The sequence below is a fragment of the Sporosarcina sp. ZBG7A genome (assembly GCF_000813425.1).
Taxonomy (GTDB): domain Bacteria; phylum Bacillota; class Bacilli; order Bacillales_A; family Planococcaceae; genus Sporosarcina.
In genome coordinates this window covers 75,684-89,611 of sequence record NZ_JWIB01000007.1, presented here as the reverse complement: position 1 = coordinate 89,611, position 13,928 = coordinate 75,684, and the positions used below count along the sequence as shown (strand labels likewise).

At 42.3% G+C, this 13,928-nt stretch carries 14 protein-coding genes and 1 other RNA gene; 10 read left to right on the top strand and 5 right to left on the bottom strand.

Annotation, left to right across the window (positions count from 1 at the left end):
* The first annotated feature begins 78 nt into the window (after positions 1-78).
* The 4 genes from gpsB (at position 79) to RL70_RS01895 (ending at position 4,056) form a co-directional block, all read left to right on the top strand.
* On the top strand, positions 79-375 hold the full coding sequence (gene gpsB, locus RL70_RS01905) for a cell division regulator GpsB (protein ID WP_025784848.1): 297 nt from the start codon (positions 79-81) through the stop codon (positions 373-375).
* A 63-nt stretch (positions 376-438) separates the two neighbouring features.
* An RNA gene (gene rnpB, locus RL70_RS17445) (RNase P RNA component class B) lies at positions 439-822 on the top strand.
* Between the two features lie 135 nt (positions 823-957).
* Entirely contained in the window at positions 958-2,085 is a 1,128-nt protein-coding gene (locus RL70_RS01900; RefSeq protein ID WP_039041747.1) for a class I SAM-dependent RNA methyltransferase, read from the top strand.
* Positions 2,086-2,148: 63 nt separating this feature from the next.
* Complete coding sequence (locus RL70_RS01895) at positions 2,149-4,056, top strand: ATP-dependent DNA helicase (RefSeq protein ID WP_039041746.1); 1,908 nt, start codon at positions 2,149-2,151, stop codon at positions 4,054-4,056.
* Between the two features lie 97 nt (positions 4,057-4,153).
* On the opposite strand, the gene RL70_RS01890 is transcribed toward RL70_RS01895, so the two are convergent.
* On the bottom strand, positions 4,154-4,609 hold the full coding sequence (locus RL70_RS01890) for a chemotaxis protein CheX (RefSeq protein WP_039041745.1): 456 nt from the start codon (positions 4,607-4,609) through the stop codon (positions 4,154-4,156).
* Positions 4,610-4,771: 162 nt separating this feature from the next.
* Here RL70_RS01890 and RL70_RS01885 point away from each other — a divergent pair, with 162 nt between their 5' ends.
* From RL70_RS01885 to RL70_RS01875, 3 genes are read left to right on the top strand one after another with little or no spacing between them, the layout of a single operon-like run.
* Complete coding sequence (locus RL70_RS01885) at positions 4,772-8,374, top strand: dynamin family protein (protein WP_052245734.1); 3,603 nt, start codon at positions 4,772-4,774, stop codon at positions 8,372-8,374.
* Positions 8,375-9,220 (top strand): sulfurtransferase, encoded by an 846-nt coding sequence (locus RL70_RS01880; RefSeq protein ID WP_231567215.1) that lies wholly within the window; start codon positions 8,375-8,377, stop codon positions 9,218-9,220.
* The gene (locus tag RL70_RS01875; protein WP_039041744.1) at positions 9,217-9,804 is read left to right on the top strand and encodes a metallophosphoesterase; all 588 of its coding nucleotides are present in this window, start codon (positions 9,217-9,219) and stop codon (positions 9,802-9,804) included. The genes RL70_RS01880 and RL70_RS01875 overlap by 4 nt, the downstream gene beginning before the upstream one ends.
* Positions 9,805-9,812: 8 nt before the next feature.
* Here the strand turns inward: RL70_RS01875 and RL70_RS01870 are convergent, their stop codons facing one another.
* The gene (locus tag RL70_RS01870; RefSeq protein ID WP_039041743.1) at positions 9,813-10,202 is read right to left on the bottom strand and encodes a ribonuclease HI family protein; all 390 of its coding nucleotides are present in this window, start codon (positions 10,200-10,202) and stop codon (positions 9,813-9,815) included.
* A gap of 77 nt (positions 10,203-10,279) precedes the next feature.
* On the opposite strand from RL70_RS01870, the gene RL70_RS01865 reads away from it, so the two are divergent.
* Complete coding sequence (locus RL70_RS01865; RefSeq protein ID WP_039041742.1) at positions 10,280-10,468, top strand: zinc-finger domain-containing protein; 189 nt, start codon at positions 10,280-10,282, stop codon at positions 10,466-10,468.
* Positions 10,469-10,516: 48 nt separating this feature from the next.
* Here the strand turns inward: RL70_RS01865 and RL70_RS01860 are convergent, their stop codons facing one another.
* A complete protein-coding gene (locus tag RL70_RS01860; protein WP_039041741.1) occupies positions 10,517-10,723 on the bottom strand; it encodes a cold-shock protein in 207 nt (68 codons plus the stop codon).
* A gap of 130 nt (positions 10,724-10,853) precedes the next feature.
* Here RL70_RS01860 and RL70_RS01855 point away from each other — a divergent pair, with 130 nt between their 5' ends.
* Complete coding sequence (locus RL70_RS01855; protein WP_039041740.1) at positions 10,854-11,486, top strand: HD domain-containing protein; 633 nt, start codon at positions 10,854-10,856, stop codon at positions 11,484-11,486.
* A 24-nt stretch (positions 11,487-11,510) separates the two neighbouring features.
* Here the strand turns inward: RL70_RS01855 and RL70_RS01850 are convergent, their stop codons facing one another.
* Both RL70_RS01850 and RL70_RS01845 read right to left on the bottom strand, forming a co-directional pair.
* Entirely contained in the window at positions 11,511-12,047 is a 537-nt protein-coding gene (locus RL70_RS01850; RefSeq protein ID WP_039041739.1) for a transcription repressor NadR, read from the bottom strand.
* Between the two features lie 28 nt (positions 12,048-12,075).
* Positions 12,076-13,362 carry a replication-associated recombination protein A gene (locus tag RL70_RS01845; protein WP_039041738.1) on the bottom strand — a complete coding sequence of 429 codons (1,287 nt, stop codon included), beginning with the start codon at positions 13,360-13,362 and terminating at the stop codon, positions 12,076-12,078.
* A gap of 135 nt (positions 13,363-13,497) precedes the next feature.
* On the opposite strand from RL70_RS01845, the gene cymR reads away from it, so the two are divergent.
* The gene (cymR, locus tag RL70_RS01840; protein ID WP_039041737.1) at positions 13,498-13,920 is read left to right on the top strand and encodes a cysteine metabolism transcriptional regulator CymR; all 423 of its coding nucleotides are present in this window, start codon (positions 13,498-13,500) and stop codon (positions 13,918-13,920) included.
* Positions 13,921-13,928: the final 8 nt, after the last annotated feature.

Sequence of the window (13,928 nt, the reverse complement as noted above, 5' to 3'; positions counted from 1 at the left end):
ATCTTGACTTGAGCAGACAGAATTGGACAGGATATGCTATACTTAGAGCAGTTACCACTGACGGAAGGACGTTGTTGAATGGATATTAAATTGGATTCAAAAACGATTCTTGAAAAAGAGTTTAAAACAGGTATGCGCGGTTATAACCAAGAAGAAGTCGATTTGTTTTTAGATAGTGTGATTCATGATTACGAAAGTTTTAAAAAACGGATCGCTGAGCTTGAACGCGAAAACGGAGAACTTCAAAATGAGTTATCTACTGTCCAGAAACGACCAGCATCGAGCGCTCCTGGTACAACAAACTTCGACCTGCTGAAACGTATTTCTAATTTGGAAAAAGCTGTGTTTGGAAGTAAACTTTCAGGAAACGAATAAGACGAACCCCACTTACCCTTGCGGAAAGTGGGGTTCTACTGTATACTAATCAAGCCATGACGGAAATTCAGGTAATTGCTGCAGTGCTAGACACTGGAGAGGAAAGTCCATGCTCACACGGTACTGAGATGTCCGTAGTGTTCGTGCCCGGCCAAAAAATAAGCCGGGGCGCTGTTTATTCAGCTGACGGCGGAAATAATTCCTAAGTCCTTTTAGGATATGGAAGACGTTTCCTGAAAAGTGCCACAGTGACGGAGCTGTATCGGAAACGGTACAGGTGGAACGAGGTAAACCCCGCGAGTGAGAAACCCAAATTATGGTAGGGGCGCTCTTCCGAAGGAAATGAACGGAGGAAGGGACAGACAATCGTCTGTAGATAGATGATTACCACCCTGAGTACGAGGTGTAAACCGTTCGAGTACAAGGGAACAAAACATGGCTTACGAATTTCCTGATGGTACTTAATGTATACAATCATGCTCTCCTGTATTTACGGAGAGCATTTCTGCGTTAGAAAACAGGTTTGTTCATATATAGCACGTACATAAAGTGATTCAACAGTGGAGAGGAAGTGTACGATTCATGAAAGAATACAAATTAGTAGCAACTGCAGCGATGGGGCTTGAAGGACTCGTTGCAGAAGAAGTGAAAGCACTAGGGTATGAAACGATGACAGAGAATGGGAAAGTTTACTTTTCTGGCGATGCCCATGCAATTGCAAAAGCGAATATGTGGCTGCGCATCGCTGACCGTGTCCGAATTATCGTAGGGGAATTTAAAGCAACTACTTTCGACGAACTATTTGAAAAAACTAAAGAATTGCCGTGGGAGGAATATCTTCCAGTGGATGCAACATTCCCGGTTGCTGGTAAATCCGTTAAGTCGATTCTTTACAGTGTGCCTGATTGCCAAGCAATTGTTAAAAAAGCAATTGCAGAAAAACTTAAAACCGTCCATGGCCGTGTCGGCTTTTTAGACGAAACGGGTCCATTATTCAAATTGGAAGTATCGATTTTAAAAGATAAGGTGACACTAACAATCGATTCAAGCGGTGCGGGTCTGCACAAACGCGGATATCGCGTTGGACAAGGTGATGCTCCGTTAAAAGAAACGTTAGCTGCGGCACTTGTTAAATTGACAAAATGGAACCCGGATCGACCATTTGTCGACCCGTTCTGTGGTTCAGGTACGATTCCAATTGAAGCTGCAATGCTCGGACAAAATTTAGCGCCAGGCTATAATCGGGAGTTTTTAAGCGAACAGTGGCCATGGATGGCTGAAAGCGTATGGGACCGAGTACGTGAAGAAGTAGAAGACGTCGCAGATTATGATCGTAAACTGATGATTTCAGGTTCTGACTGGGATCCAGCAATGATAAAAGTCGCAGAGAAAAATGCTGCAGAAGCAGGATTTTTAGATATTATCAATTGGAACGTTTGCAATGTTGCAGACCTTTCACTTGAAGGTGAAAACGGCGTTTTAGTCGGAAATCCACCGTATGGAGAACGTCTTGGCGAACTAGAAGAAGCTGAAGACATAACCGCTACACTGGGGAACGTCATGAAACCTTACCCATCCTGGTCTGTCTATATGCTTTCTTCTCTTGAAAACTTTGAGACGATGTATGGCAAAAGAGCTACTAAGAAACGTAAACTCTTCAATGGTTTCATCCGCACAGATCTTTATCAGTTCTGGGGCAAACGAAGCTAATCTAAATAGATCTAAAAGAGAGGATTCTCCTCTCTTTTCTTATGTAATAGAAAGGGGTTCACTATGACAGGAAAGTTACCATTTGCACTCACACGCGACAAAACATTCTACGAATCACTCAACGAGTGGATCGGAGATACCTTATATGATGAGCTCACCGAAAAAGGATTCGACTGCAGAGATGAACAAATCTATATGTCTTTCCAAATTGAGCAAGCTCTACGAGAAAAAGAAGTATTATTTGCTGAAGCTGGCGTCGGAACAGGTAAAACTATCGCTTATCTACTTCCTGCCATCGCTTATGCTCGCTACACAGGCAAACCGGCATTAATCTCTTGCGCAGACGAAACACTAATCGACCAACTTGTAAAAGAGGAAGGCGATATTCGTAAACTTGGTGAAGCGCTAGAGCTCACAATCGATGTGCGTCTTGCAAAATCACGTGACCAATATCTTTGCCTGAAGCGTTTGGAAGAAATGAATCGTAGCGGAGAAGATTATGCCGGGGATGTGGAAGACAGCCTCCCGGAATTCGTTTATGGGCCAGCCTCTTTATCAGAAGTGCATCCATACGGAGAGCGTTCTTCCTATCCAGATCTAAGTGATGGTGAATGGGAGACGATCAATTACCATCCAATACAACAATGTGGTGGATGTGACTTACGAAACCGTTGTGGACAAACGATTCACCGCAGTGAATATCGAAAAGCATCTGATCTCATCATTTGCTCCCACGATTTCTTTATGGAACACCTTTGGACGAAAGAGTCTAGAAAACGACAAGGGCAACTCCCATTACTACCAGAGGTTTCAATGGCTGTTTTTGACGAAGGTCATCTACTTGAATATGCAGCACAGCGCGCTCTAACTTATGAAGTACAAGATAGCACGCTTCTCGGACTTCTGGAGCGGGTCATGACAGACGGTGTACGTGAGCAAACGCTTCAACTGATGGAACAACTGATGGAATGTCATGAACTGTTCTTCGACTACCTATCTGAATGTGCTCAGGAGGATGGAGAAGAACGACTAACGATTTCAAAGACTGCCGAACTCGTGAATACAGCGCGTGAAGCAGTTCGTCTTTCGAATGCATTACTCGAAGAATTTGTCTTTGATAGTGAGCTCTATGTGATACCTGAATATGACTTGAGAATGGTAGAAGAATACCTCGAACAATATATATTCTCATTAGAGTTGTTTTCGGATAATGCAGAAGCTGTCGATTGGGCAGAAGATCGAGAAGGGGAATTGACACTAGTTATTATGCCGCGCCTTGTAACAGATGTTTTACAGGAGCGATTATTTTCAGAAAAACTACCAATTATTTTCTCATCAGCTACATTGTCCGTACAAAATGATTTCTCGTTTATTGCAAATAATCTAGGTATTGAACATTCAGTTTCATTTTCAATTGAATCTCCATATGATTACGACGAAGTCATGGATCTTACCATTGAATCGCTTTCTGAAGATGGTAAAATGAACAGACTTGTCGAATTATTGAATGATGGTGAACAGACGCTGGTGTTGTTTAAGTCGAAACAGTCTATGGAAGATTTTCGAGCGCACCTGCCTGAAGGACAACTTCCTTTCGCGGCGTTTGAGGGAGACCGTGAACTCTCGTCTATCGTTAAAGAGTTCCAAGCTAAAAAATGGTCTGCATTCTGCTCCTATCATTTGTGGGAAGGGCTGGATATTCCTCATGATGCATTAACGAGAGTGATCATTTATGATTTACCGTTGCCACCTGCAGATCCGTTGTTCAATGCGAAGCGCAGTCATGCAGAATCTCCATTTGAAGAAGTGGACTTACCATATATGTTGCTCCGTTTACGTCAAGGTGTTGGTCGACTTATCCGGACTGCGACAGATTCAGGTTCTGTTCATATTTTGTTGAACCCTGAAGAATCTAAATTAGTACCCACATTCGATTCAATTTTTCCCGTTGCTCCAAAAGTGAAATCTTGATAGATATGTAAATTGAACAAAACAAAAAGCAACAGGGCGTCGGCCTTGTTGCTTTTTGTTTTGTTAGTATGTTTCATCCTTCATCCAATTACCTTTTTCAAGCTTCGTCTATTGTCAGTAACACATTAGAAGGTGGAGCGTTGTTAAAATTCAGTGGTAATTTAAATGCTTGTTGGAAACCATAGAATTTCGTCTCACCTGTTAAAACAGTTGGTGGAGAAATATCCAGATTCAGTGCATCCTTTTCAAGCAAGGTACACAGATTTCCAGCGACCATATTCCCGAGTTCACCAGTAAATGACTCGATCATTTCGCCTTCAATCGTCATGCCAAACATTGCTTCGCCAATTTGTGAAATTGTCGATTCGTTTGTATCGATAATAAGTCGTCCGCGTACGTCACCAAGCAGTGCAATAAGTACACTTAGTTCTTTTTGTTCATACGGCTGTGTGGTGAGAGAAGGTGGGAGAACGTCGAATTTAACAGGGATAACTGTAGTTAGAGATTGGATTGTACTATTCAATATATGTTGGATTGTTTTTGCATCAGTCATTTAGACACCCCTTCAGCAGGTAATAATAGTCCAATGATACCACCCGGGTCGTCAATTGTATAGAGTATTTCTATAATTAAAAACGTAGAATATATGAATAGAGTGTGAACAATAAATAATGGTATGATAGACAAAGCTCTAGCAGAAGGGATCGAAGTGTTTATGACTCAGCATAAAGATTTTTTAGACGAAACCGCAGTTCTTGGTCTTCTTTGTCAAGAAGATGGGGATCAGGAAAGGTTTCAAAAAGCTACAATGCTTGCGAAGAAATTAGTGAAAGATGACTACACCATTGCATTTGCGGGTCATTTTTCAGCAGGTAAATCATCGATGATCAATGCACTGACAGGAGAGGATCTGTTGCCATCTAGTCCTATTCCGACAAGCGCAAATATCGTTAAAATACATAAGGATGAAGAGGACTTTGCAATCGTACATCGACAAGATGGGACTTCCGTTAAAGTTATTGGAGAAGGATTCTCACAAGCTGTTAAAAAGATGAGCAAAGAAGGGGCATCCATTGCTTCATTGGAAATTGGACATACAGCATCAAAACTTCCCATGGGGATTTCCGTGATGGATACACCTGGTGTCGACTCAACAGATGATGCTCACCGGTTGTCGACAGAATCTGCTCTCCATTTAGCTGATGTGGTGTTCTATACGATGGACTACAACCACGTGCAGTCTGAATTGAATTTCCGGTTCACCAAAGAACTGATGCGCTATAATCCGAATGTCTATTTAATCGTCAACCAAATTGACAAACACCGTTCGAATGAGTTGTCATTCGATGAATTCAAGGAATCTGTCCGGCACTCGTTTTCTCTTTGGGGTGTTAAGCCGAAAGGGATTTTTTTCACGTCACTCAAACAGCGTGATTTAGTAGGTAATGACTTTGACGCAGTGAAGGAGATCGTGAATGGCTCGATTGAGCACCGTGATGAACACTTTGAGCGGAATGCGCAAAATGCTCTCGCGCAGTTAACTGCAGAGCATATTGACTTTTTAAAAGAAGAGATTAAAGAAACAATTGATACTCATCCTGAGATTGCGGATGAAGAATGGTCTGAAACTAATGAACTTGAACTAGAAGCTGAAGAGCTTCACATGCGACTATCGCTCATGCATGGAGATGCTTTCCATCTGCACTTCGAGAAAGAGCGAAAAGAACTTTTACAAAGTGCTACCCTGACTCCTTATGAAACGAGAGAGTTGCTAAAAGAGTATTTAGAGTCGCAAACGAGTCATTTTAAAGTCGGTCTTTTCTTTAGTGCCAAAAAGACACAGGAAGAACGAGATCGGAGACTTCAGACGCTTAGTGAGTCATTAGAAAAGTTAGCCCATACTCAAATTGAGATACATCTTCGGTCACTTATGAAAAACGTACTGAAACAAGCGGGCTTGTTAACCGATGAACGATCATTAGAAATCGATGAAATGGATCTGGCATTTCGTTTTAGCGAGATTGCTTCTACTTTGACAACGCCGGATATTTTGACTGGCGAGCTGATTTTAAATGCGGCAAGTCAAATGCGTGAAGCGGTCCTGAACGTTTACAAGAGGAAAACAGACGATTGGAAAGTCCGGGTATCAGATGTGGCGAAGCGCGAAGGCGAGAGTGCTTCCGTACGATTGCAAAAAGAACTTAACGATTCAGAGCTGAAGTTAGCTGCAATCCGCCTCGTCAAATCACGTACTACAAACCTTCAATTATTTGAATCTGGTCAGCAACATGAATGGTCGAAAGAGGAACTAGCCTCATTGGATGGTTTAAAAGAAGAATGGAGAGCTCAATCTGAGCCTGAAATCCTCGATGTACAACAACAGCAAGAAACTGAAGTAATCCAGGAGCAAACTAAGCAAGATCTCAGCGTTCAGGAACAAAATGAGGAAATGTTCAATGGGGATCATGAACTCATCGTCAAGCGTGCGCAACAAGTGGCAGATGAAGTAGTTCACATTCCAGGGTTTAAAGAGCTCTCTGTATACTTGAAATCTAAATCGAAAAGGTTGGAACAGCAAGAGTTTACAGTGGCATTGTTTGGAGCGTTCAGTGCAGGTAAATCATCTTTCTCAAATGCGTTGCTTGGCGAAGCGGTATTACCTGTTTCTCCAAATCCGACAACTGCAGCCATTAACCGGATCCGACCGACTTCTGACGTACATGCTGATGGAACGGCGGATATTCACTTTAAAGCGCGTGAGCAATTGACTCAAGATACGGTGGACGCATTCGCAATGCTTGGTTTATCCATTTCAACACTTGAAGAAGCTTTTAAACGTGCAGAAGAAGCATTACAACTAGAACTAGTTGAAGAATCACTTCATATCCATAAATCGTTTATACGTGCATTCCAAGCAGGCTACCCAACATATCGTGATATGCTTGGCACTGTCTTGACTGCCGAGCGAGATGAGTTTGTCCGATTTGTAGCCGAAGAGGAACGCAGTTGTTTTGTCGAGTCGATCGACTTATATTATGACTGCGAACTGACACGCCAAGGGATTACCTTAGTGGATACTCCGGGTGCCGATTCGATAAATGCCCGACATACAGACGTAGCGTTTGAGTATATTAAAAATGCCGATGCGATTTTGTTTATCACTTATTATAATCATGCATTTTCACGCGCGGACCGTGAGTTTTTAATCCAGCTTGGACGTGTGAAAGATGCGTTTGAAATGGACAAGATGTTCTTTGTAGTCAATGCGATCGACTTGGCTGCAAATGAGGAGGAAGCACAGGAAGTAAAAGGATTTGTAGCAGAGGAACTTGTGAAATTCGGAATTCGAAACCCACGCGTTCATGGAATCTCTAGCTTGCAAGCACTTGAAGCAAAGCAACAAGGTGAAACCGAGTCGAAAATGAATGCCTTTGAAACTCGTTTTTATTCGTTTTTAGAAAATGATTTAAATGCATTAGCCGTTCAAGCATTGGATGAAGAGACTATGAAAACGGTCGAACGTCTAGCTGACCTCATTGATCGAACTGAGAAAAATCGTGAGCGGAAAGCAGAACGATTAGAGGAACTTACTGTTTTTGAACAACGTGTAAAGGAACATTATAGTTCAAGTTTTGCACCAGTTCTTAAAAAAGCCGTTGAAGAAGAGTTGAGGGAACTTATTTTCTACATCCATCAACGAGTATTTCTTAGATTCCCCGATTTCTTCAAAGAAGGCTATACACCGTCGTTATTTGTTCGTCACCAAGCTTCAGAAGCACTTCGTTTAGCACTAGAAGAAACCATAGGAATGACAGGCTTTGACTTTGCACAAGAACTTAAAGTGACAAATTTACGAATGCTGACGTTTATGAAGAAACAAGTTGATGCACGACAACGGACTGAACAGCGTTGGCTAGCTGAAATGGATAGTGCGCTGTCTCCTTCTCCGTTCGATTCAAAGGATGCAGAAATGTTAAAATTTGTTGCTCCATTCGAACAGATAGAACGATATAGTGCAGTGAATCGACACTTTAAGAATGCGAAGTCGTTCTTTGAAAAAGGTGATCGGAACGCGCTTCAAGAGCAATTGACAGAACTACTGAAGAAAGATGCGACAACCTATTTAGAGCAAGAACAGCAACGTTTAGGAGAATGGACCAACAATTGGATTGACGATTCTGCAGCCGCATTGACTGATCATTTATTAACAGAAACGTTGGCTCAACTAGAAGGTGAACGGAGTCTTTTGGAAAGTCATGAGCAGCTGTCTGAGTGGCGGACGATATATGGACAACTTCAACAGAAGGAGCTGGTTTAAGTGAATGTATTCAAATCTATGGTGGGACAAAATAGTGACCAACCGCGTAAATGGATTGATGCACGATTCTCTCTTCAAGATCCTGGAATGGGAGTGAATCTCTATAGTCAAAGTCACATTCAACATGCAATCCATTGGGATCTTGAGAATGATTTGTCGGATATGCAAAAAAGTGGCGGACGGCATCCTCTGCCTGATCACGAAACATTAACTGAGCTATATCGCAAGAGTGGTCTCCATTTGGAGGACGAAATCATCATTTACGATAATGGAGGAGAGCCATTCGCTGCTCGTGCATGGTGGATGTTGCAATATGGAGGATTTAAAAATGTGTACATTTCTCTGGAAGGCTATAAGGAGCTTGTAGAATCTGGCTTTCCAACAGATGCCGGTGTTGTGACTCCTGAACGCTCAACAGTAGAACCAGAGTGGAATGAATCCATTTTAGCGTCAAAAGAAGATGTGAAGAACCTAGTGCAAGCAAATGGTGAGAACTTACTGCTAGATGCAAGGGCAGCCGCACGTTACCGTGGAGAGCATGAACCACTGGATGCAATAGCAGGTCACATTCCAGGAGCACAAAACTTTGACTGGGCCCAGTTAACTAAGAATGGACGCTTTGAAACGTCGGGTGAGGCAGTTAATGGATTAGAAAAGATGGCCAATCATGAACAAGCGATTACCGTCTATTGTGGGAGTGGTGTGACTGCAGCACCTCTTTACGCCATGCTGACGGAAAAAGGGTATTCTAATGTCAGGTTATATGCAGGAAGTTATAGTGATTGGATTTCTGGTGGAGACCTAGCGGTTGAAACAGGAGCTTTTAAAAAGGATGATTCGCTGTGAAGGTAGCATTTATTAGTGATATCCACTCCTCTTTAGACGAATTGAAAATGGTGCTTGAGCAAATTGAAAAGGTAGCTCCGGATGCAAAGATAGTCGGTGTTGGAGATTTGTTCGAATGCACAATTGGTAAGAAAAAACTGGATGGGACGACCTATCCGCTACTCAGCGAGGTCATGCTCAATCCAGTTGGGTTCGAACAACTTCTTGACTTTCCTTCAATCAGAGGGAATCAGGAAGAGCGGATCCTCCTCATTTCCCGGTCAACTGATCCGTTATTGCAAATGATTTCTCAACTACCGGAACGAATGAGAATCGGTGATGCTTTGCTTATTCACGGTCACCAATGGCCGTACAATGAGTTGCCTCCACAAGAGGTGACGCAAGGTGAACCTCTTGTGGTACACGGTCATACACACAAATCATCATGGACTGTAGAAGGTGAGGAGCAGAAGTTTCAATTCTTTGAGCCGATCGAGCTTCCTCAGAAATCCGTGACGGTAAACGTAGGTTCAGTTGTCGATAACAAAGAATGGGTGTTATATAATGACGGTGAACGAAAAGTGACATTTATGAAAGTTGAATAGGAAGAGATTCATCGCTGCTTATGAATCGCTTGGCGAGCGAGCGCATCTGCTGCCCGATTCGTATCATCTGCAATCCATTTGATGAAAAAGTACTCGAAGTTCTTTGTGAGCTCGAGTACTTTTTTTAAGTGGGGTTTATACAGGTCATTTTTCACGAATTCTTTTTCTACGGCTTGCACCACGAGTTGAGAATCACTTTTGACAGAAAGAATTCCAGACGTTAACTTAGTAGCTTCCTCTAATCCTCTTATGAGCGCTAGAAACTCCGCTGAATGGTTATCACACGGTGGAATCGGTTCTGAGAGCTTAATGGAGTGACCTTCGCCTGTAATATAAATACCAATCCCGCTTTTTCCGGGGTTTCCTGCACTTGCGCCGTCTGTATATAATTCAATCATGTGAATGTGCCTCCTGTTTAGTTGCATCCTTACGTAAGAAAACTTACAATTACTTTAAGGTCTGATGGGAGTGACTTATGAAAAAAACTACTGTTATTTCTGAAATTGATGAACTACTTGATATGTATTGTGAAGGATGTCTAGTGAAAAAGCATTTGACACAAGAACGTGGTAAGACGGAAGCACACAAGTTTTGTATACGGGAATGCACTGTGGGCGACCAACTTCGCTTTCTTGGGTCTGAAATGAATAAATTAATGAAATAAGATCCCACTGATTAGATCAGAGGGATCTTTACATATAATGACGAGCGATCATCGGTCGGTCGAAGAAACATTTGCCGCTTGAGGACCACGATTACCTTCTATAATTTCAAAAGAGACATTTTGTCCCTCATCCAGCGTTTTGAATCCTTCTGCTGTGATGCCTGTGAAATGGACGAAAACATCTTGTCCGTCATCCGCTTCAATGAAACCGTACCCTTTTTCATTACTGAACCATTTGACTTTACCGTGGTACATAATTATTCCTCCTCGGCGTTAGATGTCTTCCCATTTAAAACATGGTTAAGTTTACTATACCGCAACCTTTTATGAAGGTCAAACGCACTATCAGATTTTTGGAAAATATAAAAAAGGTGTGATCTTGAAAATGACATACAGTGAACAGTGTGCGATAGTAACGCAAGAAATATACAAAAAATTTGATGCCAGTCATGATTTTGACCATATTTTACGAGTTTTGCAAAATGCCTATGAAATTATGGAAGAAATGGACGGCGTGAATCGGACAGCGGTCGAGTTGGCGGTCTATCTGCATGATATTGATGATCCAAAGTATGCAGAAGTCACCGGTACTTCCGCTGCGGAAATATTGAAGGACTTAGCTGTGCCGCAAGATCTTACTGAACTCGTATTAGCTACAATTGAATCAGTATCATTCAGCGGTGGCAATTCAAAAGAAATAGATTCTCCTGAAGGTGCCATCGTTCGGGACGCAGATCGATTGGATGCTATCGGAGCTATTGGTATTGCACGCACTTTTGCTTACGGCGGTGCGAAAGGCCGTAAAATATATGACCCGACAGAGAGTATACGCACAAGCATGTCAGAACATGACTACCGATCGAAAAAAACGGCTTCCGTTACACATTTTCATGAAAAATTATTTTTGTTAAAAGATTTAATGGTCACAGAACGAGGAAAACAACTTGCAGAAAATCGTCATCAATTCATGAAACAATTTGTTAGACAATTGGAAATTGAAACAGGTCTATCCTTATAAAGCCGATTGCATAAAAAACAGGCATCACTCAACGAGGATGCCTGCTTTTCTTAATGCTTCAAAAGCTTGATCGAGCTGTTTTTCACTATCTGCCATCACGGTATGTAAGTGTGTAAAGTCGTCAGATAGAGCAGATAGATAGGCAGCATTCGATGCTGTAATCTTGTCGAGGAATTCTTTCACTTCCATGCGATTCGCAACCATAATTGAGGCAGTTAAGTCACCATATACAGGATGTTCCACCCGAACGTCTTTAACAGTCACACCGTGATCCACGAAAATAGTCAGTTCCTCTTCGGTTTGGTTTGCAGCATGCTGACACACCACAATTCGTTCGATTTGGCCAGCACTTTCGGGGTCATTCATGTATAAATATCCTCTACTTGTTGCAACAATCGGTTCATCCACAGCTTTCAACAAATTAATGTCTCCAACCACTATTTGCCTACTGACTCCTGTGCGTTCGCCGATTTCTTTTCCTGTCATAGGTGTATCAGCTTGTTTCAATAGCTCGAGAATTTGGACTCTACGTGCTTCGCTTGCTGTCTGGTTTGTTGACATGCATCCGTCATCTCCCTTAACTTATCGTTCACTTTTTCTTTCTGAACTCTTTTAATCGTTCATAAATAGCTGCCGATTTTTTCTCTTCACCTGCTAAAACAGGCGTGTAAAATTGGAGGTTAGCGATGGAGTCCGGCAAATACGACTGATTTACCCAACCACCGAAAGAGCCAATCGGGTGATCGTGTGGGTAGATGTATCCGCCATGTCCTAACTTTTCAGCGCCAGCATAATGTGTATCACGCAAATGCATTGGGATATCACCGGTTTTCCCTTGGTGAATCGCAGCAATGGCAGCATCTAATGCCTTGTAAGCGGAGTTGGATTTGGAAGCGAGACACATTTCGATGACAGCATTCGCGAGTGGAATTCGTGCTTCAGGCAACCCCAATCGGATGGCGGCATCCGTTGCAGCAGCTACATGTGGACCGACTTCTGGTGCAGCAAGCCCTACATCTTCATAAGCCATTACAAGCAGCCTGCGATTGACAGAGACCAAATCTCCAACTTCGAGTAAGTGTGCTAAATAATAAAGTGCAGCATCCGTATCGCTGCCTCTGACGGATTTTTGCAAAGCAGATAGCAAATTATAATGATGAGAACCGTTTTTATCACCAAAAACCCCAACTCGTCCAATCAAGTTATCAATCAGCCAATCCTCGATAATGACTTTTCCATCTTCTTCGTCTGATGCAGAAATAAGTGATTCGAGTAATGTTAGTGCTTTACGAGCATCCCCATTGACTCCTTCAGCAATTTTTTCGATTTGCTCATCTGAAATCTCAATTTGCTGCTTCCCAAGTCCACGGGTTTCGTCGTTTAGCGCTCTATCTAGCAAGACGAGTAAATCTTCTTTTTCAAGCCTCTGCAACTGTAGAATTTCACCACATCTGGAGCGGATGGCTGGGTTGACATCATGAAATGGATTTTCTGTTGTTGCACCTATCAATACAACCGATCCATTTTCAACGTGCGGTAAGAGAGTATCTTGCTGGAGTTTGTTAAAACGATGGATTTCATCTAAAAACAAAATGACTTTCCCAGTGATTCTAGCTTCGTCTACAACACGTTCAATATCTTTTTTTCCTGAAGTCGTTGCGTTTAATGGAATGAATGTTAAATCCGTAGAGCCTGCAATCGCGTAGGCAAGAGAAGTTTTTCCAATACCCGGCTCTCCGTAAAGTAACATTGAGGGTACGTGTCCATTTGTAATCATCCGATAAAGCGCCGTGTCTTGGCCGATGACGTGCTGTTGACCAGCAATTTCGTCAATCGTGCGCGGTCGCATTCTAAATGCTAGAGGTTCGTTGTGCATGGTATCCCTACTTCCATTCAAAAGTGTTCTAGAGATAAGTATACATGTGCAGTAGCTTGAAGTCATTTCAAGGAAGCCGAGTGTTCGAATATGATATACTATCGGAAGCAATTTCAAAAAAAGGGACGATGTCTTATGAGAATATCAACAAAAGGAAGATACGGACTAACCATTATTGTCGAACTTGGCAAACGATACGGAGAAGGTCCAGTTCCGTTACGGAAAATAGCGGAAGAACAGACACTGTCAGAAGCGTATTTGGAACAACTTATCCCATTGCTTCGAAATGGTGGTCTGGTGAAGAGTATCAGAGGGGCTTATGGTGGGTACAAACTGTCAAAAGAACCTTGTGAAATGACGGCAGGGGATGTCATCCGTCTTCTTGAAGGTCCGATCCAACTAGTAGAAGGACTTGAAGAATCTGATATTCCACAACAATCGCTTTGGATGAAAATCAGCGAGGCTGTTCGGGAAGTACTAGACACAACAACAATCGAGGACTTAATACAATCTGAAAGAAACCAACCTAAATCAGACGGTTATATGTTTTATATTTAAAGGAGTTA